Genomic DNA, 24,970 nt, shown 5'->3' on the forward strand with positions numbered 1-24,970 from the left:
AGGGGTCAGACACGCTCAATGATCATGGCGATGCCTTGGCCGACGCCGATGCACATGGTGCAAAGCGCGTAGCGGCCGGCTCGCCGTTCCAGTTCAAACAGGGCGGCCAGCGCCAGGCGCGCGCCGCTCATGCCCAGCGGATGCCCCAGAGCGATCGCGCCGCCGTTGGGGTTGACCTGCGGGGCATCGTCCGGCAGGCCAAGCTGGCGCATCACCGCCAACGCCTGGGCGGCGAACGCTTCGTTCAGTTCGATAACGTCCATTTGCGTCAGGCTCAGCCCGGCGATTTCCAGCACCTTGCGGGTGGCCGGCAGCGGGCCGATGCCCATCAGCCGCGGCTCCACGCCGCAGGTGGCGGTGGCAACGATGCGCGCGCGCGGCGTCAGCCCCTGGCGCGCTGCCATCGCTTCGGAGGCGACGATCAGGGCCGCCGCACCGTCGTTCAGGCCCGAGGCGTTGCCGGCGGTGACGCTGCCGGGCTGACGGAACGGGGTTTTCAGCGCCTGCAGCTGCTCGAAGGTGGTGTCGGCACGCGGGTGTTCATCCTGGCTAAACAGCGTCCCCGCGCCTTTTTTACCGGTGAGGCTGACGGGCGCTATCTCCTGCGCCAGGTGGCCCAGCGCCTGCGCCCGGGCGGCGCGCTGCTGGCTGCGCAGCGCAAAGGCATCCTGATCGGCGCGGCTGATGTTGAACTGCGCCGCGACGTTTTCGGCGGTCTCCGGCATCGAATCGGTGCCGAACTCGGCCTGCATCCGCGGATTGACGAAGCGCCAGCCGAGGGTGGTGTCGTACAGCTGCGCCTGGCGGCTGAAGGCGCTGTCGGCCTTGCCCATCACCAGCGGCGCGCGGGTCATCGATTCCGCGCCGCCCGCCAGCAGCAGCCCGGCGTCACCGGCTTTGATGCTGCGCGCCGCCATCGCCAGCGCATCCAGGCCTGAACCGCACAGGCGGTTCACCGTGGTGCCGGAAACGCCGACCGGCACGCCGGCCAGCAGCAGCGCCATACGCGCCAGGTTGCGGTTGTCTTCCCCGGCCTGGTTGGCGCAGCCGAGGATCACGTCGTCCAACTGCGCCCAATCCACCTGCGGATGGCGTTCCAACAGCACGCGCAGCGGCAGGGCGGCGAGGTCGTCGGCGCGCACCTGAGCCAGCGCGCCGCCATAGCGGCCGATCGGGGTGCGCACGCCGTCGCAGATAAAGGCCTGATTCATGCCTGATCTCCTAAAATGCTGTGGCCGAGGCGGTGCGCGCGGCCGCGGAACCAGGCGACGGTTTTGCCCAGTTGGTTAACGATCTCGACGTCATACAGCCCGGTGGCTTTGCCCTGATGGCGCATCTCCGCGCTGGCGGTGAGGCGGTCGCCGGCCAGCGCCGGGCGGACGAAGTCGATGCTGCAGCCGGAGGCCACCGCCGCCAGCCCCTGGCTGTTGCAGGCGTAGGCGAAGGCGGTGTCCGCCAGGCTGAACAACTGGCCGCCGTGGCAGGTCTGGTGGCCGTTGAGCATCTGCGGGCCGACGGTCATGCTGACCTGTGCGTATCCGGCGTCGACGGCGTCGATGTGCATTCCCATCGCCTGAGCGCAGGTATCTTGCTGAAACATCTGTTCGGCGCAGCGCTGAGCCAGCGCGCGCGGCGTATTGGCGTTCATCGTTCGGCTCCTGGGAAAGAGGCGGGGGAAGCGTAGCGGCGCAGCAGCGGCATCGGGCGATAGCGCGCTTCGCCGTAATAGCGTTGCAGGTTTTCCAGCGTCGTCAGAATGTGGCGCCAGCCGAGCGCGGCGCCCCAGGCTAGCGGCCCGCGCGGATAGTTGACGCCGCGCAGCATCGCCAGATCGGTATCTTCGGCGCTGGCGACGCCTTTGTTCACCACGTCGAGCGCTTCGTTGGCCAGCATGGCCAGGGTGCGCATCGTCAGCAGGCCAGGGTAATCCGGCAACGGAATGACCTGCTTACCGAGGGACTGCAGCAGGCGAATCGCGTTGGCATTGTGTTGCGCATCGTTTTGCGCCGCGCAGCTGATGGCGATGGCGGAGGCGTGCGCATAGTCGGCACAGAGATCGAACAGCACCACGGGCGTTCCCCGTTCGTCGGCCAGTTGGCCGGCGGTTTTACCATTGGTTAACATCAGTGTAACGTCGTCGATCGTGACGTGTGGGCTGGTCTGGCCGGGTTGTTTGATCGCCCCCGCATTTTCGCTTAACAACTGCGCCAAATCGGCCAGCGAAGACCAGTCGCCGTGCAGCGTAACGCGTTGCGGCACTGCGGCCTGCGCCGGTGGCGCAAAGGCGATCGCGTCGGCGGATTGCGGTGCGTCGTAGCGGTAGAAACCGCGGCCGGACTTGCGGCCGAGGCGCCCGGCGGCCACCAGCTCCTGCTGCACCAGTGAGGGAGTGAAGCGCGGATCCTGATAGAAGGCCTGATACACCGAGTCGGTCACGGCGTAATTGACGTCCTGGCCGATCAGATCGGTCAACTGCAGCGGGCCCATGGCGAAACCGCCGGCGTCGCGCAATACCGCGTCCAGCGTGGCGGCGTCGGCCACCCGTTCCTCCAGCGCGCGCAGGGTTTCGGCATAGAACGGCCGCGCCACGCGGTTGACGATAAATCCCGGCGTCGAGCGGCACACGACGCTTTGCTTACCCCAGCGCTGCGCCAGGGCCTGCAGCGCGGCGAGGGTCTCGGCGCCGGTCTCCAGACCGCTGACGATCTCCACCAGCTTCATCAGCGGCGCCGGGTTGAAGAAGTGCAGCCCGGCCATGCGTGCCGGGTGTTGCAGTGCCCCGGCGATGGCGGTGATTGACAGCGAGGAGGTATTGCTGGCGAACAGCGCCGTGGGCGAGCAGATCGCCTCCAGATCGCGGAACAGGCCCTGTTTGATCGCCAGATTTTCCGCCACCGCTTCAATCACCAGCGTGCAGTCGGCCAGTTGATCGAGCGAGTCGGCGCGCTCGAGGCGCGCCAGCAGGGCTTCGGTGGTCGCGGCGTCGGCCTTGCCGCCGTCTACCCGCTGGCGCAGGCGGCGAGCGAGATCGTCGATCGCGCGCTGGGCGGCGGCGGGCGCGATGTCGAACAGCCGCACCGGGTGGCCGGCGGCGGCGGCCAGCTGGGCGATGCCGATGCCCATGGTGCCGGCGCCGATCACCGCCACCTGGCCGTTAAGAAGGGGCGCGTTCATGGCTATTTCCCGCTGAAGTTTGGCGTGCGTTTGGCAAAGAACGCGCTGACGCCTTCGCGATAGTCGTCGCTGCGGCCGCCCAATCGTTGCAGATCGCGCTCCAGATCGAGCTGCTGATTGAGGCTGTTGGTGGCCGAGCTGTAGAGGGCTTTTTTGATCAGCCCCAGGCCGTAGGTCGGCTGGGTGGCCAGATGGCGCGCCAGCGTTTGCGTGCGATCGGCCAATTCATCCGCCGGCACCACCTGCCAGATCATGCCCCACGCCAGCGCCTGTTGGGCGCTGATTTTGTCACCCAGTAAGGCCATGCCCATCGCGCGAGCGTGGCCGGCCAGCCGCGGCAGGAACCAGCTGCCGCCGGAATCAGGGACTAATCCCAGACGGCAGAATGACTGAATGAAGCTGGCATTGTCGGCGGCGATGACGATATCGCACGCCAGGGCCAGCGCGGCGCCGGCGCCGGCCGCCACGCCGTTGACTGCGCATACCACCGGCTTCGGCAGGGCGGTCAGGCGACGGATCAGGGGGTTGTAAAAACGTTCGACCGACAGGCCGAGATCCGGCGCCTGCTGATCGGCGCTGACGTTGCGATCGTTGAGATCCTGCCCGGCGCAGAAACCGCGCCCGGCACCGGCGATCAGCAGGCAGCGTACGCTGTCGTCGCGTTCGGCTTGCGTCAGCGCTTCGCTCAGCTGGCGATGCATCTCATCATTAAAGCTGTTGAGCCGATCCGGCCGGTTGAGGGTCAGCGTCAACACCCCGGCGTCGAGATGGCTGAGAATCAATGCGTTATCCATAAATCAGCGCCCCTGATAGTTTGGCGTACGTTTTTCGAAAAAGGCGGCGATGCCTTCGCGGCGATCGTCGGTGGCGGCCAGGGTGACGAACTGCTGACGCTCCATCGCCAGCCCCTGGCTAAGGCCGGTTTCCTCGGCCTCTTTCAGCGCCTGTTTGGCGGCGCGCAGTGCCAGCGGCGCCTGACGGCTGATGCGATCGGCCATCTGCTGCGTGCGTTCCAGCGTCAGGGCATCGACGCACACTTCGCTGATCAGGCCGGCTTGCAGCGCGGTGCGGGCATCGATGGGCTCACCGGTCAGCACCATCTGGCTGGCGCGCGATTTGCCGACGCAGCGGATCAGGCGCTGGGTGCCTCCGGCGCCCGGCATCAGGCCGAGGGTGATCTCCGGCAGGCCGAAGCGGGCGCTTTCGCCACCGATGACGATGTCGCAGGCCAGCGCCAGCTCACAGCCGGCGCCCAGGGCATAACCGTTCACCGCCGCCAGCAGCGGCTTGCTGAACTGCGCCAGACGCTGCCACAGCAGCGGACGGCGATCCGCCAGCGCGGCCGGCAGATCCTGCTGTTGCAGTTCGCGCAGATCGGCACCGGCGGCGAAGAAGCGCGCCGCACCGGCGATCACCACGGCGCCCACGCCGCTGTCGGCGTCGGCCTGCTCCAGGCGAGCAACCAGCTGTTCCAGGCACGGCGTGCTCAGGGCGTTGCGCGCCTCCGGGCGATGCAGCGTCAGCGTGACCACGCGGTGCTGCTGCTGATGCAAAATAAAGGGGGTGTCCATCACGGCTCCTAGACGTCGAAGTCCAATACCACACCGTCGCCTTTCGGCCACGACTGGCAGCTCAATACGTAGCCTGCCGCCAACTGATCCGGCTCCAGGCTGTAGTTGACGCCCATCTCCACCTGGCCGGCCTTCAGACGGCATTTGCAGGTGGCGCATACGCCGCCTTTGCAGGCGTAGGGCAGGTCGGCGCCCTGGCGCAGCGCGGCGTCGAGAATGCTGTCGTCCTGTTCGCCGACCTCGATATCCAACCGGCGGCCGTCGAGCAGGATCGCCACCCGGGTGGCGTTGCGATCGCCGCTGCTTCGCGGGCGGGCGACCAGGCCGCTGGTGTTGAAGCGTTCGCTGTGGATGTGGTTGGCCGGGACGCCGGCCTGTTCCAGCACGGTTTGCGCGTCGTCCATCATCGATTCCGGCCCGCAGATAAAGGCGTGGTCATAGTCGCGGAAATCCAGCAGCGCGCCGCCGATCGCCGTCAGACGTTCACGGTCGATGCGGCCGCTGAGCAGCGGGCTGTCGAGACTTTCCTGGCTGAACAGATACAGCTGCTGAAAACGCTGCGGGTAGCGGTTTTTCAGATCCGACAGCGCCTCTTTGAACATCATCGAACGGCTGTTGCGGTTGCCGTAGATCAGGGTGAAGCTGCTGCCCGGTTCGAGCAGCAGCGTCGCCTTGATGATCGACAGCATCGGCGTGATGCCGGAGCCGGCGGCGATCGCCAGGTAGTTGCCGTGGCGCTCTGCCTGCGGCTGGTAGCCGAAGCGCCCCTGAGGCACCATCACCTCCAGCGCGTCGCCGACCTTCAGCATGCGGTTGACGAAGCCGGAGAAGCGCCCCTGGTCAATCGCCTTCACGCCGATCTGCAGCAGGCCTTCCTGCGGCGAACTGCAGATGGAGTAGCAACGCCGCAGCTCTTCGCCGTTGACCAACGCCTTGAGCGTCAGGTGCTGGCCGGGGGTATAGCGGTATTGGTTTTGCAGCTCTTCGGGCACCCGCAGGGTGATGGCTACGGCGTCCGACGTTTCGCGCTCGATGGCGGCGACGTTCAGGCGATGAAAGACCGTCATGGTGTCAGCGCTCCTATATGCATTTGAAATAATCGAACGGTTCCCGGCAGTCGCAGCAGCGGTACAGCGCTTTACAGGCGGTGGAGCCGAACTCGCTGATCTTCTCGCTGTGGGTGCTGCCGCAGCGCGGGCAGGCTACCGGGCCGTGGGCGTGCGGCCGATCGCAGGTGTGGCCCTGCGGGGGTGCTACGCCGTATTGCCGCAGCCGCTCGCGGGCGTCGGCGTTCATCCAGTCGGTGGTCCAGGCCGGGCTGAGGCGAATGTCCACCTGCACCGGGCTGAAGCCGGCGGCCGCCAGCCGCTGCTCGATGGCGTTGAGCAGAAATTCGGTGGCTGGGCAGCCGGAGTACGTCGGGGTGAAGGTCACGCGCCAGCCCGCGCCGTCGCGCGCTACGTCGCGCACCATGCCCAAATCGGTGATCGACAGCACCGGCAGTTCGGGATCGCTGATCTGCTGCAGGCAGTGCCAAATCTGCGGGATTTCGGCGGGTTGCAAACGGGTGACGTTCATCGTGGCCTCCTACCATTGACCGTTTGGATAGGCGCGCTGCAGGAACTGCATTTCCGCCAGCAGTGGGCCGAGGTGTTCGCTGTGCCGGCCTTGCTTGCCGCCGTGCCGGAACGCCTGCTCGGCAGGCAGCGCCAGCGTCGCCTGGCGCAGCGTCTCTTCCACCTGCGCTTGCCAGGGGGCCTGCAGTTCGCGCGGATCGACGGCGATGCCTTGTTCTGCCAGCTCCAGCTCCAGCGCGTCGGCGTGGAACAGCTCGGCGGTGAACCGCCACAGGTTATCCAGCGATTGCTGGATCTTGCGGTGGCTGACGTCGTTGCCGTCGCCCAGGCGGATCATCCAGCCGTGGCTGAAGCGCAGGTGATAATCGGCCTCCTTCAATGACTTGGCGGCGATGGCGGCGATCTGCGCATCGCGGCTGCGGCTCAGCGCCTGGTGCAGCTGTACGTGGTAGGCATCGAGCAGGAACTGACGCACCAGCGTGTCGTTGAAACCGCCGTTCGGCTGCTCAGCCAACAGCAGGTTATGAAACTGGCGCTCGTCGCGGCCGAAGGCCAGGCTGTCTTCGCTGCAGGGCGGGCCGGCCAGTTCGGCGGCGTAACCCAGAAAGTTGCGCGCCTGGCCGAGCAGATCGAGCCCGATGTTGGCCAACGCCAGATCGATTTCCAGCTCGGGCGCGTGGCCGCACCAGGCGCACAGGCGCTGGGCGAGGATCAGAGGCGTGTCACCCTGGCGGAGCAAATAGCTGATGCGCGGATCGTTAACCGTCATGGTCGCCTCTACATGTTCTTGATGCCGTCGGGAATGGTGTAAAACGTCGGATGACGATAGATCTTGTCTTCGGACGGATCGAAGAACGCGCCGCGATCTTCCGGCTGCGAGGCGATCAGATGGCGCGACTGCACCACCCAGATCGAGCAGCCTTCGTTGCGGCGCGTATAGGCGTCGCGGGCATTTTCCAGCGCCATTTGGTCGTCGGCGGCGTGCAGGCTGCCGACGTGGCGATGCGCCAGCCCTTGTTTGCTGCGGATAAACACTTCATACAGCGGCCATTCAACGTGGCTCATGATCTCGTTTCCTTATGTTGGCTATGCGGCGGAGGCGGCGTTTTTCGCGGCGTGGGCCATGGCGCCGTCGCGTACCCAGGCGCCGTCTTCCCAGGCGCGGCGTTTGGCCTGCAGGCGTTCGTGGTTGCATTGACCGCGCCCTTTGATCACCTCATGCAGTTCGCTCCAGTCGATCTCGCCGAAGCGATAGTGGCCGGCGGCCTCGTCCCAGGTAAGGCTCGGGTCCGGCGCCGTCATGCCCAGCGCCTCAAGCTGCGGCACGGTGTTGTCGACGAATTTCTGCCGCAGCTCATCGTTGCTGTGGCGTTTGATTTTCCACGCCATGCTCTGGGCGCTGTGGGGGGAGTCGGCGTCGCTCGGGCCGAACATCATCAGCACCGGCCACCAGAAGCGATCGATAGCGTCCTGCAACATGGCGCGCTGCGTGTCGCTGCCGTTGGCCATCGCCATCACCGCCTCGTAGCCCTGGCGCTGGTGGAAGCTTTCCTCTTTGCAGATTTTCACCATCGCCCGCGCATAGGGGCCGTAGGACGCGCGGCACAGCGCCACCTGGTTGACGATGGCGGCGCCGTCGACCAGCCAGCCGATCACGCCGATATCCGCCCAGTTGAGCGTGGGGTAATTGAAGATAGAGGAGTACTTCATCTTGCCGTCGAGCATCTTTTGGTAGATGTCCTGGCGCGAACAGCCGAGGGTTTCGGCGGCGCTGTAGAGGTACAGACCGTGGCCGGCTTCGTCCTGCACCTTGGCCAGCAGCACCGCCTTGCGGCGCAGCGTGGGGGCGCGCGTCAGCCAGTTGGCTTCCGGCAGCATGCCGATGACTTCCGAGTGGGCGTGTTGGCCAATCTGCCGAATCAGGTTCTGACGGTAGGCGTCCGGCATCCAGTCTTTGGCTTCAATGGCGATGTCCGCCGCGATCTTGTCGTCGAAATGCTGCTGATACTGTGCGTCAGTTGTCATGCTTGCCTCTTGGTGATTCGTATTTTTCACATTAAATATAAAAATGTGAATCACTTTAACTAACCATAAGGCTACAAACTGATAACAAAAAGATCAAACGTAATTCATGTGGTTTTGCGAGGCGACTCACAAGGTTATTTGTTATTTTATTGATTTTATTTGATAAATAAACTGATTAATTCCTTGTTTATGGCAGATTAAATGCCCTGGAAGCGCCATTTGTTTTCTTTTTGTTAAAATTTGGTTTGTTGTGGGCTGGCATTTATGTGATACGTAATTAAGCTATAGGGTGAAAATTTATGAATTTCGGAGGGCACATGCAGCAGTTACACAGTTATCTTTCTGGCACCTGGGTGTACGGGCAGGGAGAGGGGCGCGAGATCCGCCACGCCGTGACCGGCGAAGCGCTGTACCAGGTCTGCTCCGACGGCCTGCCGTTGGCGGCGAGCCTGAGCTATGCGCGCAGCCACGGCGGCCCGGCGCTGGCGAACATGACATTCCAGCAGCGCGCCCAGATGCTGAAAGCGGTGGCGAAACACCTGCTGGCGCACAAAGAGGCGCTGTATCAGATTTCCTATCAAACCGGCGCGACGCGCAGCGACGGCTGGGTCGATATCGAGGGCGGCATCGCCACGCTGTTCGCCTATGCCGGCATGGCCGGCCGCGATCTGCCGGACGATACCCTGTGGCCGGAAGACGAGCTGATCCCATTGTCGAAACAGGCGCAGTTCGCCGCCCGCCACGTGCTGACCTCGCGCCCCGGCGTGGCGCTGCACATCAACGCCTTCAACTTCCCGTGCTGGGGCATGCTGGAAAAACTGGCGCCGACCTGGCTGGCGGGCATGCCGGCCATTATCAAGCCGGCCACCGCTACCGCGCAGCTGACGCAGGCGATGGTCAGGCTGATCGTCGACAGCGGGCTGGTGCCGGAAGGGGCGCTGCAGCTGGTTTGCGGCGGCGTCGGCGACATGTTTGCGCACCTGGATTATCAGGATGCGGTGACTTTCACCGGTTCGGCGCAGACCGGGCAGCGGCTGCGTGCGCATCCGCGCCTGCTGGAAAAATCAATCGCGTTCACCATGGAGGCGGATTCGCTCAACTGCTGCGTGCTGGCGGAAGACGTGACGCCGGAGATGCCGGAGTTTGCGCTGTTCATCAAAGAAGTGTGCCGTGAAATGACCGCCAAGGCGGGGCAGAAATGCACCGCGATCCGCCGCATCATCGTGCCGGCGGCGCAGGTGGCGGCGGTGAGTCAGGCCTTGTTGCAGCGTCTGGCGGGGGTGACGGTGGGCGACCCGCAGCTGGAGCAGGTGCGCATGGGGGCATTGGTCAGCCACGAGCAGCGTGAAGATGTGCAAAGCAAGGTGGAGTTCCTGCTGCGCAACGGCTGCGAACCGCTCTGTGGCGCGGCGCTGGATAAGCTGGAAGTTCTGGGCGACGCCGCGCGCGGCGGGGCGTTTTATCCGCCGACCCTGCTGTATTGCGCCGATCCGTTGACCCATCAGGCGGTGCACGGCACCGAGGCCTTCGGCCCGGTGGCGACGCTGATGCCGTATGCGGATACCGAGCAGGCGATCGCGTTGGCGTTGCTGGGGCAGGGCAGCCTGGCGGGATCGCTGGTGACCGCCGATCCGACATTGGCCAAGCGCTTCATTCGCGCGGCGGCCTGCGCCCACGGCCGCATGTTGATTTTGGATGAGCAGGCGGCGGCGGAGTCCACCGGCCACGGTTCGCCGCTGCCGATGCTGGTGCACGGCGGCCCGGGGCGCGCCGGCGGTGGTGAAGAGCTGGGCGGGCTGCGCGCGGTGAAGCACTATATGCAGCGCACGGCGATCCAGGGCAGCCCGGCGATGCTGGCGGCTATCGGCGGCGAATGGGTGCGCGGCGCGCCGGTCGCCGAGCATCCGGTGCATCCGTTCCGGAAATACTTCGAGCAGCTGCAGCTGGGCGACAGCCTGTTGACCGCGCGCCGCACCGTAACCGAAGCGGATATCGTCAACTTCGCCTGCCTGAGCGGCGACCATTTCTATGCGCACATGGACAAGATCGGCGCCGCCGACTCGCTGTTCGGCGAGCGGGTGGCGCACGGTTACTTTGTGGTGTCCGCCGCGGCCGGGCTGTTTGTCGACGCCGCCGTGGGGCCGGTGATCGCCAATTACGGCATGGAGAATCTGCGCTTTATCGAACCGGTGAAAATCGGCGACACCATTCAGGTGCGGTTGACCTGCAAAAAGAAAATCCGCAAGCCGCAGAAAACCGCCGAAGATCGCCCGCACGGCGTGGTGGTGTGGGATGTGCAGGTGTTGAATCAGGAACAGCAGCTGGTGGCGCTGTACAGCATTCTGACGCTGGTGGCGCGCCAACAGGGGGACTTCGAGGCGTGATGCGCGTTTGCCGCCGCCGGTAACACCGACGGCGGCGAATCAGTCAGATCAACGGCTGGCCGCGCAGCTGTTCCAACACTTTCAACGGTGAACGCTGCGGATCCTGCATTTTATTCACCGGCAGCAGGAAGGTCTGTTCCAGCATAAACTGGCCGCCCATCGCGGCGTGTGGCGTTTGGTCCGAGAAGCAAATCCAGCTGCTGCCGGGCGGGAACGCCAGCGCCAGCTGCGGCCCCTGTTGCTGATAATCGCCGTCGGCCTTCATGGCGTCATGCAACTGCAGCATCAGGTGGTCATAATGGCTGCGACGGGTTTTGGTGATGCGCACCTGGTGTTGCAGCCAGCTGCTTAACGCAGAATAGCGGGCCAGACGCGGCATAAAGCGTGTTGCCAGCTCAGGAAACGGCTCGCCGACCCGCCATTGGCGATGCTCACCGTGCGGATTGATGTTGGTGAAAATGCGCAGAATGCGTTCGCCGTAGTTCGGGCGCGACGGGAAAGCGTCGACGTGCAGCCGGCTATCGTCTTTGCGCCAGGAACTGGTCGCCCGCCAGGCGGAGACCGGATGCAAGCGCAGGCTGCCGGTCGGATGGTGCAGCGCCTCCTGATACTCAGGCAACAGCCCGGCGATCAGCTGGCGGCAGGATTGGTAATAGCGCTCCAGCAGTTGTTGAACCTGCTGGCGACGTTCCGCGACGGCGACGCCGGTCAGCTTGCCGGACAGCGGTTGATAGCTGATGTTTTTGCGCTTCGGATCGACCAACGTCGGATCCAGCAGCGGCATTTCCTGTTCAGACAGGGTGAAGGCCAGTTCGGGCAGAAACAGCACCTTCCCCTGTTCCAGATCGCTGACCGCGCTGGATGCTTCCGCTGCCGCCCATTGTCGCAACGGCAGCGTCAGGACGGCCTGTTCACGCATAATATTGCCAGTAGGCATGAGATCTCCTCGCAAATCTATATCGCTTTATTCCCGCCTTTCAGGTTGCTGCGTGATTGGCTGCACTGGCTTGCGCAGTGGCTGGCTGGAGCGGCGTCAACAGGCCGCTCAATTGCAACGTGAAATTTGTGGGTTCTATTATGGCTGTATCAGCAGGGCGCAGTGCGCCGAAGCGTGCGATGGCTTCCTGATATATAGAATAGTCCCGATAAGGGTATCACCGGCAATACCAATGAAAAGTAAACGAGGGCTAAACGGGGCTGCGTGTAGGCACGAATAATCAAAAATGGCACGAATTGTCTGCGGAATGGCGAGTTTTTTATCTTATTGAATTGTAATGAAAATAAATATTCTGCTTATTATTGGCGTTATTCTATTCAACGTGCAGGGTAAACCGGGGAAATAATGTTGCGGAGGGGAATTATTTCATTTTTTCGATTGAATAAATCGGGCCGCCAAATTTTGGTGACCCGAGTAATGATTAAGCGCCGTAAATGCAGTTTTTGCCTTTTTTCTTGGCCTGATACAACGCACTGTCCGCCTCATTGATAAAGCTGATCGGCGTATCGTTATACATATGTGGCACTTTGGCGCAGATGCCGATGCTGATAGTGACGATGCCGTGCGGGTTGCCCTGATGCGTAATTTTCAGATCGCGCACCGCCTGGATGACGCGTTCGGCGAAAATCAGCGCGCCCTGAACGTCGGTATCCGGCAGGATAATCCCCATCTCTTCGCCGCCGTAGCGCGCCAGAACGTCGTTGCTTCGGCACGCCAACCCTTTGAGCGTTTGGCCAAGCTGCTGCAGGCACTGGTCACCGGCGACGTGGCCATAGCTGTCGTTGTACTGCTTGAAGTAGTCGATATCCAGCATCAGCAGCGCCACGCTGCGGTAGTTGCGCGAAGCCCGCGCCAGCTCGTTCTTCAGCGCGATATCAAACTGGCGGCGGTTGGCCAGCCCGGTCAGGCCGTCCAGCAGCGCCAGCTCTTCGAGCATCTGGTTGATGCTGGTCAACTGATCGCGGGTGCGCATCAGCTCGGCTTCGGTTTGCATGCTGTGCTTGATTTGCCGCAGCAGCACCATGCCCATCGCCAACAGGATCATCAGCAGTGAGAGGCCGCCGGCGGCGAACAGACCGGCGTCGGTGCGCCAGTCCGCCAGCGCGTCGCGTTTCGACAACCCGGCGGCGATCACCAACGGAAAGCGGTTGACCCGCGAATAGCCGTAGATACGCTCCACTTTGTCGTACAGCGAGGTGATGGTGGCGTTACCGAATTCCGAATGCGGCAAAATTTCGCTGAACAGCACGCCCTTGGCGATGTTTTTACCGATCGACGCCGCCGAGTAAGGGCGGCGATAAAGGATGGTGCCGTCCGCCAGCAGCAGATTCAGTGAGGCGTCGGTGTTGAGGGCGAAGCTGTCGTAAAACTGGCGGAAATAATCGACGTACAGCGTCGCCAGTACCACGCCGCCAAAGCTGCCGTCCGGATTGTTGAAACGCCGCGAAACGGGAATGATCAGATCGCCGGTGGTGCGGCTGCGGATCACCTTGCCGATGTACAGGCCGCCGCCGTCGCGGTTTTGATGGTATTTGAAGTAATCGCGATCGGCGTTGTTGGCGTTCTTGATGAATTTGCCCGAGGAGGTCGCCAGCCAGCGGCCGCGCGCATCGTAGAGAAACAGCCCGTGCAGCTGCGGCAGGTTGCCGACCTGCGTCTGCATGACGCGCTGCAGCCGCGTCAGCTGCGATGGGCCCAACCCGTCGGTTTGGAGACGTTCGGTCAGATCGAGCAGGTTGCCGTCCACCTGCAAGAAAGTATCGTCGGCATGCTGCGCCAGCGAGCGGGCGAGGTTGGCGGATTCATGTTCGGCGCTGCGCAGATCGCGCTGGTGCGCGTTCCAGATTTGCCAGCTGTTAAAGAGGATCAGCGTGGCGGCAACGATGATGACAAACACGCCGGCCTGAAATAATAATGGGGAGCTTTTAACGCTGCGCGCCGGCACGGCATCCTGTATGGGTTGCTGCTGAGTCATGTCACCCTTGTTGTTTGATTACTATTCAATTTGAGTTAAGAGCAATCTTATATTTTATGCATAAATGCGCCAGACCTCTAGCCTTTAACGAGGCGATAGGGCGAAAGGTCGATCGCAACCCGCATCAGCGGCGGTGTGAACACGTTGGAGTGAAAGAGCCATGTCGGATTACATCATTATCGCTTTACTGACGCTGGCGGTGTATTACCCCCTTACGCTGGGAACGCTGGCGATGATGATGTACTTCGCCTGGCGGCGGCGCCGATCGCCCTATTGGCGATTGGGATTGGCGCTGTTGGCGCTGCTGTTCCTGCTGTTCGCCAAGGCGGCGTATGACTGGCACCGCTATGGCTAGCGGCGCCATAGCGGGCTATTCCACGTTGATCATCCAGTTGACGCCGAATTTGTCGGTCAGCATGCCAAAGCCTTTGGCCCAGAAGGTGGCTTGGTAAGGCATCGTCACCTGGCCGCCCTGTGCCAGATTGTCGAACAGTCTGCGTCCTTGTTCCGCATCGCTGGGGTTCAGCGACAGCGAGAAACCTTTGTGAGAAGCGCCGCCGCTGTCATCTTGCGGACAGCCGTCGGAGGCCATCAGTACGCCGTCGCCGATCAGCAGGCGCGCATGCATGATCGCTTCCGGATTGGCGTCCTGCGGCCCGCCTTGCCGGGCCTCTTCGGGCATGTCTTTATAACGCATGACCATTTCAATTTTGGCATTCAACTGCTGTACGTAGAAGTTAATCGCTTGCTCACAGTTACCGCTGAAAAACAGATAGGGTTGTACCAGCATGACATTGACCTCGGTTGTGGCCCGACAGGCAACGACCGGCCCTCGGGCAGGAAGAAATGGTTGCTGGCGGCAATAATTGCCGTCGGTGACTTATTAGTGTAGTTCCCCTGGCGCAGAATGCTTGTGCGAGGCGAGCGCGCCTACGCCAGGGCGTGACGGGCAAAGGCGCGAAGGCGGTCAATACAGCGAAGGTTCGCCGGGTGGGCGGGTTTTAAAGCGGCGGTGCAGCCACATGTATTGGTCGGGGGCCAGCAGCACCTGTTCTTCCACCACGCGGTTCATCTTGGCCGCCGCGCGCGTTTCATCATCCAGCGGGAAGTCCGTCAGCGGCGGCTGCACGATCAGCTCATAGCCCTGCGCATTTGGCTGGCGGCGCGGCACGAAAGGCACGATCGACGGCCGCCCCAGGCGCGCCAGGGTAAAGGTTCCGGTGGTCGTGGCCGCGTTTTCCACCGCGAAGAACGGTGCGAACACGCTGCTTTGCGGCCCATAATCGTGATCCGGCGCGTACCACAGGATTTCGCCCTGTTTCAGGTTGCGGATCATGCCTTTGATATCTTTACGATCGAGCATGAATTTATTCGAGCGCAGCCGGCCGCGGGTCTGTACCCACTCCATCAGCCTGTTGTTGTGCGGGCGATGCACGCCGATGCCGGGGTTTTGCATGCCGAAAATGCGCGCGCCCAGTTCCAGCGTCAGGAAATGCAGACCGATCAGCAGAACGCCTTTGCCGTCCTGGCGCGCCAGCCGCATGTTTTCCATGCCGCTCACCTCGAACCAGCGGGCGATGCGCCAGTCGGGCCAGAACCAGGCCATGCCGACTTCGAACAGGCCCATGCCGACGGACTCAAAATTTTTGACGATCAGCGCCTCGCGCTCGGCGGTGGGCATTGCGGGGAAGCAGAGTGTTAAATTGCGGCGCGCTATTTTTACTCGGCGTTTCATCAGGCGCATGGCTATTCTGCCAAGGCCGTGTCCGAGTCGATAAATGAGCGGGTAGGGCAGTAATACCAAGAGATAGAGTATTCCCAGCCCTATCCACAGCAACCAATAACGAGGGCGCAAGAATTCGCGCTCAAAGCGTTGGTTAGAAAGCATTTTTCCTGTGATTCCTTTTCTTTCCCAATGGGACCTTAACCCAAGTTGTTATAAGGCGAATGATAAAGCATTTTGTGCTAAATAGGATTTTCCATTAATGCTTTTTTTATACTTTATTTAAGCGCAGGCGAAAAACGAAGTGGGATAGGATTTTTACCGAGAAAAGGAAGGATATTTTCCGCTATTTCAACCGGCTGGCGAAATTGAAAAATAAAGACACAATTAAGCACATCGCAAAAGTGACAACTGCTATGTAACCTTAATGAAACAGTAACGCAGCGGAACCGTCCCAAACGGCGGCCAGTGCGTACAGTAGCGCGAGAATCAAGACAAAAGGTGCATTGAACATCGGCGTTTCCTCCAGGAGGATATGTTTAAAGTTTAGCCTTGTGAGATGACAGCGCGATGAAATCAGATCATTTTTTGCACGGTGAAATTCAGACGGACGGAAATGGGTAAACCGCTGATTTTTTACTATAGTCATAGTGTGAAGTTGTGCGTTTGCCGCCGGACGCCTCCGCATTGAGCGGCAGCGGGCAGATTGCCCAGAGCAAGATCGCGGAGCGGACGACGCCTGGCGCGAAACATGTGACGAGATTCTCAGAGGGTTGGTCTGTAAGGATTTGACATGTCATATGAAAATGACGATCTAAACGGTGTTGAGCAACCGAGCGACTACGTGAAAACCACCGCCTGCGAAGTGAGCAGCGGTGTAAAAGCAGCGCTCGAGCAATCATGTGCCTGCCTCAAGGCTCACCCTTGGGCGGGGATAGGCGCCGGCGCCGTCGTGGGCCTGGTAATAGGATTTCTGTTAGGCAAAAGGTAATAGGGAGAGTAAAGATGGGCATCATTTCCTGGATCATTTTTGGTTTAATCGCCGGTATCCTGGCCAAGTGGATTATGCCGGGCAAAGACGGCGGCGGCTTTATTGTGACCGCTATATTGGGGATCGTGGGCGCCGTCGTCGGCGGCTATATCAGTACCTTCTTCGGTATGGGCCGCGTTGACGGTTTTAACCTGGGCAGCTTTGTGGTGGCGGTAATCGGTGCCCTGGTGGTGCTTTTTGTCTACAGGAAGATCAAAGGCTAAGCAGCCGTTGCTCAACAGGGTCGCCGCGGCGGCCCTTTTTCGTGAAATCAATCCGGCGGTGCGGCGCAGGCCGTACCTGTTGAAAGGGGAATATCATGGGTCTGTTCGATAGCGTATTGGGTAACATTCTGGGCGGCGGCGCCAATGGTAAAGGCATCGACTACATCGCGATTATGCAGTGGGTCGAGCAACAAGGCGGCCTGCAGGCCATTTTGGACAAATTCCGTCAGGGGCAGTTCGGCGATATCGTCGGTTCCTGGCTCGGCAATGGCGAAAATCAGCCGATTACCGGCGATCATGTGCAGCAGGCGTTGGGTAGCGACGCGATCAATCAACTGGCTGAAAAACTGGGCATCGATCCTGCGCAGGCGTCCAGCACCATTGCACAGTTCTTGCCAACGGTCGCGGATGCCGCCTCGCCAAACGGTGAAGTGCAGCAAGACAGCAACGAGCTGGGCGATATGGTCGGTAAACTGTTTAAATAACGATCATGCTCCCGGCGTCTGGCCGGGGGCACTCACTCCGCTAATTCCCTCGATCGCCGTTAACGCCTGCTGCAGATGCGCCACCCAGGCGCGCACTTTCTCCGGAATAAATCGTAACGCGGGATAGACCGCGTGCAGCGCCATGGGCGGGTAGCGGTATTCCGGCAAGACGGGCACCAGCGCCCCCGTCGCCAGCTGCTCGGCGATTAAAGGCCGTTGAGCGCCGCCGATACCGGCCCCAGCCTCAATGGCGGCCAGCAGCGATAGCGTATTGTTGGCGCGGAACGTGGGCTGCAGCGCCACCACCTCAGGGCCGTGTGGGCCGAACAGGGTAAGCGTATCGCCGTCGTTCAAACCGCTGTAACGAATGTGCGCATGTTTAGCCAGCTCCACAGGTGAACGTGGCGCACCATGCTTGGCCAGATAGGCCGGAGACGCCACCAGCAGGCGTTGCAGCTCGCCCAAACGTTTCGCCACCATGCCGGGCGCATTCAGTTCACCGAAGCGCAGCGCCACGTCGATGCCTTCGCCGATCACGTCGGCGCGCCGATCGTCCAGCAGCAGCTCGATGACGAGGTTCGGATGACGTTGCTGGAAAGCGATGGCCAGCGGTGTGACGTGCAACTGCCCGAACCCGGTCGGGGCGTGAATGCGCAGATTGCCCTGCAACTGGTGGTGCTGGCCGTGCAGTGCATCTTCCGCTTCGTCGACCGCCGCCAGAATCGGTTTGAGGCGCTGATAATAACCGCTGCCGGCATCGGTCAGGGTGACCGCCCGTGTGCTGCGAAACAGCAGTTGGGCCCCCAGTTGCTGCTCCAGGCCGGCGATTTGCTGACTGACCGCCGGCTGCGTCAAACGCAGATCGCGAGCGGCGGCCGACAGGCTGCCCAGTTCCGCCACCCGCATAAAGGTTTTCATTGCGTTCAGCTTATCCATGTCGATCTTGCCTATAGATTTTTCTTATAAGTGTTAGTGGAAAGCCTCTTCTACCGCAAGTATCACTAATCAATAACACTCCGGGTATCGACAACCTGAGGAGTGGCAAGATGAATACAAAGCGACAGGCATTAGTGATCGGTGCCAATGGCGTGATTGGGCGCCGATTGATTGAGGAGCTGACCGGCCATGGCTGGCAAGTGGTGGGCGTCTCACGTCGGGGTGGGCAACCGGCGCCGGGAGTGCGCCACCTTCAGGTTGATCTGCTGGATGCTGCGGCGACGCGCGACGCGCTGCGGCCGCTGAGCGCGATGAGTCACGTTTTCTATGCCGCCTATCAGGATGCGCCGGACTGGGCGGGGCTGGTGGCGCCGAATCTACAGATGTTGCAGCACGTCGTCGAGGGGTTGGAGCCGACCGCACCGGCATTGGAGCACATCAGTTTGATGCAGGGCTATAAGGTGTATGGCGCGCATTTGGGGCCGTTTAAAACGCCGGCGCGCGAAAGCGACGCCGGGCATATGCCACCGGAGTTTAACGTGGCGCAGCAGCAGTATCTGGCGCAGCGGCAGGCCGGTAAACGTTGGCGTTGGAGCGCCATTCGCCCGAGCGTGGTGGGAGGCTTCTCCCTCGGCAATCCGATGAATCTGGCGTTAAGTATCGCGGTTTATGCGTCGATCAGTAAAGCGCTGGGGCTGCCGTTGCGTTTCCCCGGCAAGCCGGGCGCTTATCACAGCCTGCTGGAAATGACCGACGCCGGGCTGTTGGCGCGTGCGACTCTGTGGGCGGCGACCGAACCAGCGGCAGCCAATCAGGCGTTTAATATCAATAACGGCGATCTGTTTCGCTGGAGCGAGATGTGGCCGAAAATCGCCGCTTACTTTGGGTTGGAATGTGCACCGCCGCTGCCGATGCCGCTGGAGAGCATGATGGCGGACAAAGCGCTGCTGTGGCGTGAGCTGGTGCAACGGCACCAATTGGCCGAGCCGGATTACCACGCGGTGACCGGCTGGCGTTTCGCCGATTTCGTCTTTTCCTGGGACTATGACATGTTCGCGGACGGCAGCAAGGCGCGGCGCTTCGGTTTCCATCAGTTCGTCGAAACCGAAGCCATGTTTTTCTCGCTGTTTGATGAGTTCCGCCGTCGCGGCATCATCCCCTGAGCGTGATATCGGTTTCCCCGCAGCGCAGACCGCGGGGAATGGCCTCAGAACGTCAGCATGATCTTGCCGATGTGCTCGCTGGACTCCATCAGCGTATGTGCGGCGGCGGCCTGCTCAAGCGGGAAGGTTTTAAAAATTTGCGGTTTCAGCACGCCGCGTTCCAGCAACGGCCAAACCTTCTCGCGCAGCTCGGCGGCAATCTGGGCTTTGTCTGCCACGCTGCGCGAACGTAGCGTCGAACCGGTATGGGTCAGGCGTTTCAACAGCAGCGGCATCAGATTGAGCTCTTTCACCACGCCGTTTTGCGTGCCGATTTGCACGATGCGGCCTTCCATCGCCGCAGCCTGATAGTTTTTGGCTACATAATCGCCGGCGATCAGGTCGACGATCACGTCGGCACCTTTGCCGTTGGTGGCGTCTTTGGTGCGTGCGACAAAGTCTTCGCTGCGGTAATTAATCGCCACGTCGGCGCCCAGCGCCAGGCTGGCCTGGCGTTTCTCTTCGGATCCGACGGTGGTGATCACCTGGGCGCAGAAGGCCTTCGCCAGCATGGTGGCGACCGTGCCGATACCGGAGGTGCCACCGTGGATCAACACGGTCTCGCCGGCTTTGAGGTGACCGCGCTGGAACACGTTGACCCAGACGGTAAAGAAGGTTTCCGGCAGCGCGGCGGCCTCGGTCAGGCTCAGACCCGCCGGTACCGGCAGCGCATTGCTTTCATGCACAGTGCAGTATTGCGCATAACCACCGCCGGCGATGAGGGCACAAACTCGATCGCCGGGCGCGAAGTGGGTCACCCCTTCACCGATAGCCACTACTTCGCCGGCGATTTCCAGGCCGGGGATATCCGAGGCGCCGGGCGGCGGCGCATAGTTTCCCTGGCGCTGCAGCACGTCGGGGCGGTTAACGCCGGCGGCGGCGATTTTCACCAGCAGTTCGCCTGCCTGTGGCACGGGTACCGGACGTTCGGTAACGACCAGAACCTCGGGTGCACCCGGCTGGCTGATTTCAATCGCTTTCATCGTACCGGGCAGCGCTGCATTTGTTGACATGGTTACTCTCCTCATCGTGGCGGACGTGGCGATCAGGCAAAACGTCCGCAATAAAGTCTGCTGTTAGCTTAGCGAAATCGAATGAGGCGCGCGTGGTCGAATAGAGCGGTTTTGCAAGGAAGGGGCGAAGCCGCCGCGATGGGCGGCAGGGTATCAATCGTTAGGCGGGATGCGGAACCCTTTCAACGAGACGATGAAGTGTTCTTTTCCTTTGGAGATCTTGGCGCCTTTATCGCACCACAGGCTGGCAAGCTGGAAGAAGTCGTCGCTGCCGATATCGTAGGCCAGTTCGATTTTCTTGGCGGTGCCGGCGCGGATGAGTTTTTCTGCTTCCTGATGGTTTGCAGCTTTAATTATGGTCATGGGCGAAATCCTTGGTGTTAAGCCAGAGCGGATAAACGCGAATTATCATATGGCCATAATGTGACAATTTTGTGATGAAAGCATGACAGTCCGCAAAGGCGCGGCGTGCGATGTGCCGGGCCCTCGCGGTGAAAGCGCGTTGTCGGTTACCGATCGTACGGGCGGACGAGTGTGCTTTTTTTCTGAGATTTTAAATGTTTGTAGAGGGCGAAACCCGCAATGCCGGCCAAGACGGCCAGGAGGGCAAGGGATCCTGTGGCCATGAACGTTACCTCCGAATAAGAATGGCAAGGAGGCGTATTTGTGACATTCATCACTTTGTGGGGCAATGAGAGCAATCTGTAATCGGAAGACGCGTTGAGGGAGGGACAAAAAAAAGCGCCTATAGGGAGGCGCATAAAAATTTGCAACACAGCTTGTTGTGTTCAACACCAGGAGGAGTGGTGAACTAAGGCATATTCTATGCAGCGGCAAAGGAGGCTGATATAGGTATTACTCCGAAAGCGCCACTACCACTCATAGCCCAGCTGAATGTTGTAATCGGGATCCTGATTGGTGGAATAAGGATCAGACTGGCGGCGGCGATCGGTTTTCTTCACCGGGCCTTCATACGCAGGATAAGGTTTGGCGCGCGGTTTGCTGCAGCCTGGATGATCGCACTCGATATCGACGCGAAAACCGCTTTTATCCCTCGCCTCTGTCCAGGCAATCGGCGGTTTTTCCGCTTTGGGGGCCGGCCCTGAGGGGGCAGGCGGCTTGGGCGCGGGAGCCACGCTGGGCTCGGGGGCTTGATAATTGAGTTCCAGTGCACTCTGGGGAGCGCTGTAAGCGGCAAAGGCCAGCAGGGCGGCGGCACTGGCAGTCGGTAATGTAAGCCATCTCGGCATGGTGAATCTCCCTGAATGATTTCGTCAGGCAACTATAAAACAGCAGAACGAGAATTACTATCATTTGCCTTGGGCGTTACGGGCGAGCCAGGCGGCGTCTCGATCGGCAGACAGGGTCAAATCCTGTGCGTTTAGCCGAGATTAGCATCCCGTCACGGCGAAAAAGGTTGCTATTGCCGCTCGCTCATGAGTTAATGATGTCGGCCTGTGGTACAGACCTATTTATGCACGACATTTTGAGTAAAGTAGTTCAAATTTAAAGCGTTATCCCGGATAGCCCTTCTCTGACGAATTTCCTTTCCAGTGCCTCCATAAGTAACTGATGACCGGCTACCTCGCCCATGGCGGCTTACATTTATTATTGAAGGAAATTAGACATGTCTAACATGATCAAAGGTCAAGTGAAGTGGTTCAACGAAGCTAAAGGTTTTGGTTTCATCACCCCAGCAGACGGCAGCAAAGACGTATTCGTACACTTCTCTGCTATCCAGGATCAAGGCTTCAAGACCCTGGCTGAAGGCCAGAACGTACAGTTCTCTATCGAGAACGGTGCGAAAGGCCCATCTGCGGCTAACGTTACCGCTATCTAATTGGCGTCTAGCGCTGATTAAAAAAAACCCGCCGCGGCGGGTTTTTTTATGCCTGCAATTTGGCAGCGCGCAAAAAAAAGCCCGCAAGTCTGCGGGCAAAAGTTCCTTGTTACTTCTTCATTTGCGAGCGCTTCTCTGGGGGGGAAACGCCTGAAGACAGGCTACGCGAGACCGGCTTAAGATTCTGCGGCCAAACCGTTAAGAAAGTGAAAATCCAGGCGGCTGCTACGCTGATAGCAGAGGCCGGCGGGGCTAGAGCGGTGTCCATCGCCCTCGCTTTTGTAATACACTGACGGCAATCGCAAATAATGGGGAACGGTATGCAGGTTAACGATCGAGTGACGGTAAAAACAGACGGCGGCCCGCGGCGTGAAGGCGTCATTCTGGCCGTAGAGGTGTTCAACGAAGGCACCATGTATCTGGTTTCTCTTGACGACTACCCGGCGGGCGTATGGTTTTTTAATGAAATCGACAGCCGTGACGGCACGTTTGTGGAGCTTTGTCGCGAGCACGATGGGCAGTAACTTCGGCTAATCTCATTAATTTGCTAATGAAATTGTCCATTTTGAGATTATTTCATGGCGGTAAGATTATTTTTATCGACGGCAAAAAAATACCCGCTGCGCTAGCGGGGGATAACGCAGCAGGTATTCTTTTAAGGGTCCCAGCGTCTGATATCCAGATGACATTATCACCGGGTATTTAACGGCCGGCAAAACAGAGTGGGGGCGTTCTCTGTGGTTCAACGGCTATTGACAAATATTCCACTGGTCAAGGTATCGGTCAAACGAACAACGTGGTAAATGATCTGCTTGTTGTGCGTTTTTATTTTCCGCTTGATGTTTCCTTTGTGGGAAGAGACCGTTTTGGCTTTTATTTGCATCTGGTCTGATATCTGGATGGTGCCTTGACCGGACATCCACATGCGTAACATGTTCGATTCAGTCTGGCTCAGCGTTACCGGCGTTTGATCCAGAGAAGATTTCTCCGTACGGAGGGACGTTCTCTCGAGATAGTGACTAAGTAGCTGATTCATAGTCTCTGGTTTGATGGATTTTGACGATATGATGACGTTCTTGCGAACATATAAATAATCGTCGAAATGTACGTTGGTAATGGCCATGAAGATGAAGAATAACGTATCCGGGTGCAGTGAAATCACCCGTTTTATTCGCTCGGTGGCGTTCGCTTCGTGGATGAAGCAGTCCTCGTTAATAAACACCAGGCTGGGATTCAACTTACTGCATTTTTCGTGCAGGCTGTCAATGTCCTCGATGGCATTAATATGGCGTTTCTTCACGCCATGCGAAGTCAGATAGTCGGTTAAACCCAATCTGGTATAGCTACATGAATCCATGATAATCGTTGGCATATCGCACCCCCACTTAAATCCGTTTTACTGCGGTAATATGAGAAAAAGCCTAAAAAGCCGAAAGGCAAAATGGAGCAATAATTCAGTGTAGCGAGTGTTCTATCAATAAACACGGCGTCACTCAATGATATTTTCATACTAAACTTATTAATTGCATGAATCTATAAGTTTGGCTTAAGTCAGAACGATCTGCTGCTCGTCCAGCTTCGGCATGTTGAGCCTGATTTGCGCTTGGCGCCCGTGCCTGTCTGCATTGTTTGCCGCGAATCTGTTCATCATGTCACGAAACAAAATTTTAGTTTGCTAGGAAAAGTCTTAAAAAAAATTCATGTGTCGTTTTTTTGAAGTATTTCAGTGCAGTTTTTGAGTGGTCAAAAAACGTCTCCCCCAAAGGTCTTTGTTTTTTACATATAAAAATCATTATGTTGCGGTGTTTCCCCCTTCTCAGGCTAATGATAAGCATTTCTTTTTTTATCATAACAACAAACAAAAGTTAACATTATGGCCGGAATGTGTAGCTTAATTGTTGCTATAAATCACCGTTTTACAATGAGTTATCTGGATATTTATTTCACATGAAATAGTTTTCGTGAATGTTTAACGGTGATTGAGTGATTTTTCTAAACTATCATCCTGCTGCCCGATCCGCGGGGAAGGAATGGCAGGTCGGAGTTGTCTCTGGCCCGCGTTGGTTTTAACTTGCCTCTCCACCTTTCAAAAAACAGGATGCCGCGGTGAGACGGAATCAGTATGGGCAGCCGATAGGTGAAGCCCTCCCTCATTGGCAGCCGGCAGGCATGCCCGGGCACACATCGTTGCAAGGGCGGTTTTGCCGCCTCGAACCACTTAACCTCGAGCGCTGGGGGGATGCGCTTTATCAGGCTTATCAAACCGCCGAGGACGATCGCGACTGGACCTATTTGTTTTGGGAACGGCCGCAGTCGCGCGCAGATTTCCAGCGTTATCTCCAGGCGCAGGCGTCCAGCGCAGACAGATACACGATGGTGGTGCTCGATCAGGCGAATGGGCGCGCGGTAGGAACCTGCGCCTTTTTGCGCATCGATCCTGGCAACGGCGTGGCCGAATTGGGCACCATCAACTGGTCGCCGCTGATGAAGCGCAGCGCGCTGGGCAGCGAGGCGATTTTCCTGATGCTGCGGCATCTGTTTGACGATCTTGGCTACCGGCGCTGCGAATGGAAGTGCGATAGCCTCAATTTGCCTTCGCGCCAGGCCGCTGAGCGCTTGGGTTTCCGCTATGAAGGCACGTTCCGCCAGGCGGTTGTCGTCAAAGGACGCACGCGCGACACCGATTGGCTGTCGATCGTCGACGCGGAATGGCCGGCGCGACACGCCGCCTTCGCCGCCTGGCTGTCGCCGGATAACATCAGCGATGACGGGCGGCAAGAGCGGCGTTTGCAGGCTTTCCAACTCGGGTAGCGC

General features: G+C 59.8%; 28 protein-coding genes. 9 read left to right on the forward strand and 19 right to left on the reverse strand.

Annotated elements, in window-relative coordinates:
• Window positions 1-5: 5 nt before the first annotated feature.
• Genes pcaF through paaA form a run of 10 tightly spaced genes read right to left on the reverse strand, consistent with a single transcriptional unit; the run spans window position 6 to window position 8,347 of the window.
• On the reverse strand, window positions 6-1,211 hold the full coding sequence (gene pcaF / locus ACUTSC_RS13115; protein ID WP_445653363.1) for a 3-oxoadipyl-CoA thiolase: 1,206 nt from the start codon (window positions 1,209-1,211) through the stop codon (window positions 6-8).
• The gene (gene paaI / locus ACUTSC_RS13120; RefSeq protein WP_060419004.1) at window positions 1,208-1,648 is read right to left on the reverse strand and encodes a hydroxyphenylacetyl-CoA thioesterase PaaI; all 441 of its coding nucleotides are present in this window, start codon (window positions 1,646-1,648) and stop codon (window positions 1,208-1,210) included. Before paaI ends, pcaF begins: the two co-directional genes overlap by 4 nt.
• Complete coding sequence (locus ACUTSC_RS13125; RefSeq protein ID WP_445653364.1) at window positions 1,645-3,174, reverse strand: 3-hydroxyacyl-CoA dehydrogenase; 1,530 nt, start codon at window positions 3,172-3,174, stop codon at window positions 1,645-1,647. The genes paaI and ACUTSC_RS13125 overlap by 4 nt, the downstream gene beginning before the upstream one ends.
• 2 nt (window positions 3,175-3,176) lie before the next feature.
• Entirely contained in the window at window positions 3,177-3,968 is a 792-nt protein-coding gene (gene paaG / locus ACUTSC_RS13130; RefSeq protein ID WP_445653365.1) for a 2-(1,2-epoxy-1,2-dihydrophenyl)acetyl-CoA isomerase PaaG, read from the reverse strand.
• A gap of 3 nt (window positions 3,969-3,971) precedes the next feature.
• Complete coding sequence (paaF, locus tag ACUTSC_RS13135; RefSeq protein ID WP_443002640.1) at window positions 3,972-4,745, reverse strand: 2,3-dehydroadipyl-CoA hydratase PaaF; 774 nt, start codon at window positions 4,743-4,745, stop codon at window positions 3,972-3,974.
• Between the two features lie 8 nt (window positions 4,746-4,753).
• A complete protein-coding gene (gene paaE / locus ACUTSC_RS13140) occupies window positions 4,754-5,812 on the reverse strand; it encodes a 1,2-phenylacetyl-CoA epoxidase subunit PaaE (protein ID WP_443002639.1) in 1,059 nt (352 codons plus the stop codon).
• A 13-nt stretch (window positions 5,813-5,825) separates the two neighbouring features.
• Window positions 5,826-6,323, reverse strand: a complete 498-nt coding sequence (gene paaD, locus ACUTSC_RS13145; protein WP_033653577.1) for a 1,2-phenylacetyl-CoA epoxidase subunit PaaD — start codon at window positions 6,321-6,323, stop codon at window positions 5,826-5,828.
• A 9-nt stretch (window positions 6,324-6,332) separates the two neighbouring features.
• Window positions 6,333-7,091: a 1,2-phenylacetyl-CoA epoxidase subunit PaaC gene (paaC, locus tag ACUTSC_RS13150; RefSeq protein ID WP_033635097.1), complete on the reverse strand. Its 759-nt coding sequence runs from the start codon at window positions 7,089-7,091 to the stop codon at window positions 6,333-6,335.
• 8 nt (window positions 7,092-7,099) lie between these two features.
• Window positions 7,100-7,387, reverse strand: coding sequence for a 1,2-phenylacetyl-CoA epoxidase subunit PaaB (paaB, locus tag ACUTSC_RS13155; protein WP_004935173.1), 288 nt, complete (start codon window positions 7,385-7,387; stop codon window positions 7,100-7,102).
• Between the two features lie 21 nt (window positions 7,388-7,408).
• Window positions 7,409-8,347, reverse strand: coding sequence for a 1,2-phenylacetyl-CoA epoxidase subunit PaaA (gene paaA / locus ACUTSC_RS13160; RefSeq protein WP_033647856.1), 939 nt, complete (start codon window positions 8,345-8,347; stop codon window positions 7,409-7,411).
• Window positions 8,348-8,664: 317 nt separating this feature from the next.
• Here paaA and paaZ point away from each other — a divergent pair, with 317 nt between their 5' ends.
• On the forward strand, window positions 8,665-10,731 hold the full coding sequence (gene paaZ, locus ACUTSC_RS13165) for a phenylacetic acid degradation bifunctional protein PaaZ (protein WP_443002636.1): 2,067 nt from the start codon (window positions 8,665-8,667) through the stop codon (window positions 10,729-10,731).
• Between the two features lie 43 nt (window positions 10,732-10,774).
• On the opposite strand, the gene ACUTSC_RS13170 is transcribed toward paaZ, so the two are convergent.
• The gene (locus tag ACUTSC_RS13170; RefSeq protein ID WP_443002635.1) at window positions 10,775-11,668 is read right to left on the reverse strand and encodes a Kdo hydroxylase family protein; all 894 of its coding nucleotides are present in this window, start codon (window positions 11,666-11,668) and stop codon (window positions 10,775-10,777) included.
• A gap of 481 nt (window positions 11,669-12,149) precedes the next feature.
• Window positions 12,150-13,703 carry a sensor domain-containing diguanylate cyclase gene (locus ACUTSC_RS13175; protein ID WP_445653366.1) on the reverse strand — a complete coding sequence of 518 codons (1,554 nt, stop codon included), beginning with the start codon at window positions 13,701-13,703 and terminating at the stop codon, window positions 12,150-12,152.
• Window positions 13,704-13,863: 160 nt separating this feature from the next.
• On the opposite strand from ACUTSC_RS13175, the gene ACUTSC_RS13180 reads away from it, so the two are divergent.
• On the forward strand, window positions 13,864-14,058 hold the full coding sequence (locus tag ACUTSC_RS13180; RefSeq protein WP_197767999.1) for a hypothetical protein: 195 nt from the start codon (window positions 13,864-13,866) through the stop codon (window positions 14,056-14,058).
• Between the two features lie 15 nt (window positions 14,059-14,073).
• Here ACUTSC_RS13180 and yjdN read toward each other — a convergent pair whose 3' ends face one another.
• Complete coding sequence (yjdN, locus tag ACUTSC_RS13185) at window positions 14,074-14,493, reverse strand: VOC family metalloprotein YjdN (RefSeq protein ID WP_063990389.1); 420 nt, start codon at window positions 14,491-14,493, stop codon at window positions 14,074-14,076.
• Between the two features lie 177 nt (window positions 14,494-14,670).
• On the reverse strand, window positions 14,671-15,591 hold the full coding sequence (locus ACUTSC_RS13190; RefSeq protein WP_445653367.1) for a Kdo(2)-lipid IV(A) acyltransferase: 921 nt from the start codon (window positions 15,589-15,591) through the stop codon (window positions 14,671-14,673).
• A gap of 628 nt (window positions 15,592-16,219) precedes the next feature.
• Between ACUTSC_RS13190 and ACUTSC_RS13195 the strand changes: the two genes are divergently transcribed.
• The 3 genes from ACUTSC_RS13195 (at window position 16,220) to ACUTSC_RS13205 (ending at window position 17,165) form a co-directional block, all read left to right on the forward strand.
• Window positions 16,220-16,417, forward strand: a complete 198-nt coding sequence (locus tag ACUTSC_RS13195; protein WP_445653368.1) for a glycine zipper domain-containing protein — start codon at window positions 16,220-16,222, stop codon at window positions 16,415-16,417.
• Between the two features lie 14 nt (window positions 16,418-16,431).
• Window positions 16,432-16,680, forward strand: coding sequence for a GlsB/YeaQ/YmgE family stress response membrane protein (locus ACUTSC_RS13200; protein WP_063990386.1), 249 nt, complete (start codon window positions 16,432-16,434; stop codon window positions 16,678-16,680).
• 95 nt (window positions 16,681-16,775) lie between these two features.
• A complete protein-coding gene (locus ACUTSC_RS13205; RefSeq protein ID WP_063990385.1) occupies window positions 16,776-17,165 on the forward strand; it encodes a YidB family protein in 390 nt (129 codons plus the stop codon).
• Window positions 17,166-17,168: 3 nt separating this feature from the next.
• On the opposite strand, the gene ACUTSC_RS13210 is transcribed toward ACUTSC_RS13205, so the two are convergent.
• Entirely contained in the window at window positions 17,169-18,101 is a 933-nt protein-coding gene (locus ACUTSC_RS13210) for a LysR substrate-binding domain-containing protein (protein WP_197767996.1), read from the reverse strand.
• Between the two features lie 110 nt (window positions 18,102-18,211).
• Here ACUTSC_RS13210 and ACUTSC_RS13215 point away from each other — a divergent pair, with 110 nt between their 5' ends.
• Complete coding sequence (locus ACUTSC_RS13215) at window positions 18,212-19,264, forward strand: SDR family oxidoreductase (RefSeq protein WP_445653369.1); 1,053 nt, start codon at window positions 18,212-18,214, stop codon at window positions 19,262-19,264.
• A gap of 44 nt (window positions 19,265-19,308) precedes the next feature.
• On the opposite strand, the gene ACUTSC_RS13220 is transcribed toward ACUTSC_RS13215, so the two are convergent.
• From ACUTSC_RS13220 to ACUTSC_RS13230, 3 genes are all read right to left on the reverse strand, one after another.
• On the reverse strand, window positions 19,309-20,316 hold the full coding sequence (locus ACUTSC_RS13220; protein WP_107226426.1) for an NAD(P)H-quinone oxidoreductase: 1,008 nt from the start codon (window positions 20,314-20,316) through the stop codon (window positions 19,309-19,311).
• Between the two features lie 153 nt (window positions 20,317-20,469).
• Window positions 20,470-20,679: a hypothetical protein gene (locus ACUTSC_RS13225; RefSeq protein ID WP_004935132.1), complete on the reverse strand. Its 210-nt coding sequence runs from the start codon at window positions 20,677-20,679 to the stop codon at window positions 20,470-20,472.
• 509 nt (window positions 20,680-21,188) lie between these two features.
• On the reverse strand, window positions 21,189-21,566 hold the full coding sequence (locus ACUTSC_RS13230) for a hypothetical protein (protein ID WP_197767993.1): 378 nt from the start codon (window positions 21,564-21,566) through the stop codon (window positions 21,189-21,191).
• A 377-nt stretch (window positions 21,567-21,943) separates the two neighbouring features.
• On the opposite strand from ACUTSC_RS13230, the gene cspE reads away from it, so the two are divergent.
• Both cspE and dsrB read left to right on the forward strand, forming a co-directional pair.
• Window positions 21,944-22,156: a transcription antiterminator/RNA stability regulator CspE gene (gene cspE, locus ACUTSC_RS13235; protein WP_004935122.1), complete on the forward strand. Its 213-nt coding sequence runs from the start codon at window positions 21,944-21,946 to the stop codon at window positions 22,154-22,156.
• Between the two features lie 320 nt (window positions 22,157-22,476).
• Window positions 22,477-22,680 (forward strand): protein DsrB, encoded by a 204-nt coding sequence (gene dsrB / locus ACUTSC_RS13240; RefSeq protein ID WP_060420622.1) that lies wholly within the window; start codon window positions 22,477-22,479, stop codon window positions 22,678-22,680.
• 218 nt (window positions 22,681-22,898) lie between these two features.
• Here the strand turns inward: dsrB and rcsA are convergent, their stop codons facing one another.
• Window positions 22,899-23,528, reverse strand: coding sequence for a transcriptional regulator RcsA (gene rcsA / locus ACUTSC_RS13245; RefSeq protein WP_004935115.1), 630 nt, complete (start codon window positions 23,526-23,528; stop codon window positions 22,899-22,901).
• Window positions 23,529-24,325: 797 nt separating this feature from the next.
• On the opposite strand from rcsA, the gene ACUTSC_RS13250 reads away from it, so the two are divergent.
• A complete protein-coding gene (locus tag ACUTSC_RS13250; protein ID WP_197767992.1) occupies window positions 24,326-24,967 on the forward strand; it encodes a GNAT family N-acetyltransferase in 642 nt (213 codons plus the stop codon).
• Window positions 24,968-24,970 lie beyond the last annotated feature (3 nt).

The organism is Serratia sp. TSA_105.2 (assembly GCF_052692115.1).

Excerpts from the sequence above, each read along its gene's own strand:
- rcsA (WP_004935115.1), bottom strand. The coding sequence starts at position 23,528 with ATGCCAACGATTATCATGGATTCATGTAGCTATACCAGATTGGGTTTA.
- ACUTSC_RS13170 (WP_443002635.1), bottom strand. The coding sequence starts at position 11,668 with ATGCCTACTGGCAATATTATGCGTGAACAGGCCGTCCTGACGCTGCCG.
- cspE (WP_004935122.1), top strand. The coding sequence starts at position 21,944 with ATGTCTAACATGATCAAAGGTCAAGTGAAGTGGTTCAACGAAGCTAAA.
- ACUTSC_RS13230 (WP_197767993.1), bottom strand. The coding sequence starts at position 21,566 with ATGCCGAGATGGCTTACATTACCGACTGCCAGTGCCGCCGCCCTGCTG.
- paaI (WP_060419004.1), bottom strand. The coding sequence starts at position 1,648 with ATGAACGCCAATACGCCGCGCGCGCTGGCTCAGCGCTGCGCCGAACAG.
- ACUTSC_RS13125 (WP_445653364.1), bottom strand. The coding sequence starts at position 3,174 with ATGAACGCGCCCCTTCTTAACGGCCAGGTGGCGGTGATCGGCGCCGGC.
- ACUTSC_RS13220 (WP_107226426.1), bottom strand. The coding sequence starts at position 20,316 with ATGTCAACAAATGCAGCGCTGCCCGGTACGATGAAAGCGATTGAAATC.
- paaD (WP_033653577.1), bottom strand. The coding sequence starts at position 6,323 with ATGAACGTCACCCGTTTGCAACCCGCCGAAATCCCGCAGATTTGGCAC.
- pcaF (WP_445653363.1), bottom strand. The coding sequence starts at position 1,211 with ATGAATCAGGCCTTTATCTGCGACGGCGTGCGCACCCCGATCGGCCGC.
- ACUTSC_RS13215 (WP_445653369.1), top strand. The coding sequence starts at position 18,212 with ATGAATACAAAGCGACAGGCATTAGTGATCGGTGCCAATGGCGTGATT.
- paaA (WP_033647856.1), bottom strand. The coding sequence starts at position 8,347 with ATGACAACTGACGCACAGTATCAGCAGCATTTCGACGACAAGATCGCG.
- ACUTSC_RS13195 (WP_445653368.1), top strand. The coding sequence starts at position 16,220 with ATGTCATATGAAAATGACGATCTAAACGGTGTTGAGCAACCGAGCGAC.
- ACUTSC_RS13180 (WP_197767999.1), top strand. The coding sequence starts at position 13,864 with ATGTCGGATTACATCATTATCGCTTTACTGACGCTGGCGGTGTATTAC.
- paaG (WP_445653365.1), bottom strand. The coding sequence starts at position 3,968 with ATGGATAACGCATTGATTCTCAGCCATCTCGACGCCGGGGTGTTGACG.
- paaE (WP_443002639.1), bottom strand. The coding sequence starts at position 5,812 with ATGACGGTCTTTCATCGCCTGAACGTCGCCGCCATCGAGCGCGAAACG.
- ACUTSC_RS13250 (WP_197767992.1), top strand. The coding sequence starts at position 24,326 with ATGCCCGGGCACACATCGTTGCAAGGGCGGTTTTGCCGCCTCGAACCA.
- dsrB (WP_060420622.1), top strand. The coding sequence starts at position 22,477 with ATGCAGGTTAACGATCGAGTGACGGTAAAAACAGACGGCGGCCCGCGG.
- ACUTSC_RS13190 (WP_445653367.1), bottom strand. The coding sequence starts at position 15,591 with ATGCTTTCTAACCAACGCTTTGAGCGCGAATTCTTGCGCCCTCGTTAT.
- ACUTSC_RS13205 (WP_063990385.1), top strand. The coding sequence starts at position 16,776 with ATGGGTCTGTTCGATAGCGTATTGGGTAACATTCTGGGCGGCGGCGCC.
- paaC (WP_033635097.1), bottom strand. The coding sequence starts at position 7,091 with ATGACGGTTAACGATCCGCGCATCAGCTATTTGCTCCGCCAGGGTGAC.
- yjdN (WP_063990389.1), bottom strand. The coding sequence starts at position 14,493 with ATGCTGGTACAACCCTATCTGTTTTTCAGCGGTAACTGTGAGCAAGCG.
- ACUTSC_RS13200 (WP_063990386.1), top strand. The coding sequence starts at position 16,432 with ATGGGCATCATTTCCTGGATCATTTTTGGTTTAATCGCCGGTATCCTG.
- paaB (WP_004935173.1), bottom strand. The coding sequence starts at position 7,387 with ATGAGCCACGTTGAATGGCCGCTGTATGAAGTGTTTATCCGCAGCAAA.
- paaF (WP_443002640.1), bottom strand. The coding sequence starts at position 4,745 with ATGGACACCCCCTTTATTTTGCATCAGCAGCAGCACCGCGTGGTCACG.
- ACUTSC_RS13225 (WP_004935132.1), bottom strand. The coding sequence starts at position 20,679 with ATGACCATAATTAAAGCTGCAAACCATCAGGAAGCAGAAAAACTCATC.
- ACUTSC_RS13210 (WP_197767996.1), bottom strand. The coding sequence starts at position 18,101 with ATGGATAAGCTGAACGCAATGAAAACCTTTATGCGGGTGGCGGAACTG.
- paaZ (WP_443002636.1), top strand. The coding sequence starts at position 8,665 with ATGCAGCAGTTACACAGTTATCTTTCTGGCACCTGGGTGTACGGGCAG.
- ACUTSC_RS13175 (WP_445653366.1), bottom strand. The coding sequence starts at position 13,703 with ATGACTCAGCAGCAACCCATACAGGATGCCGTGCCGGCGCGCAGCGTT.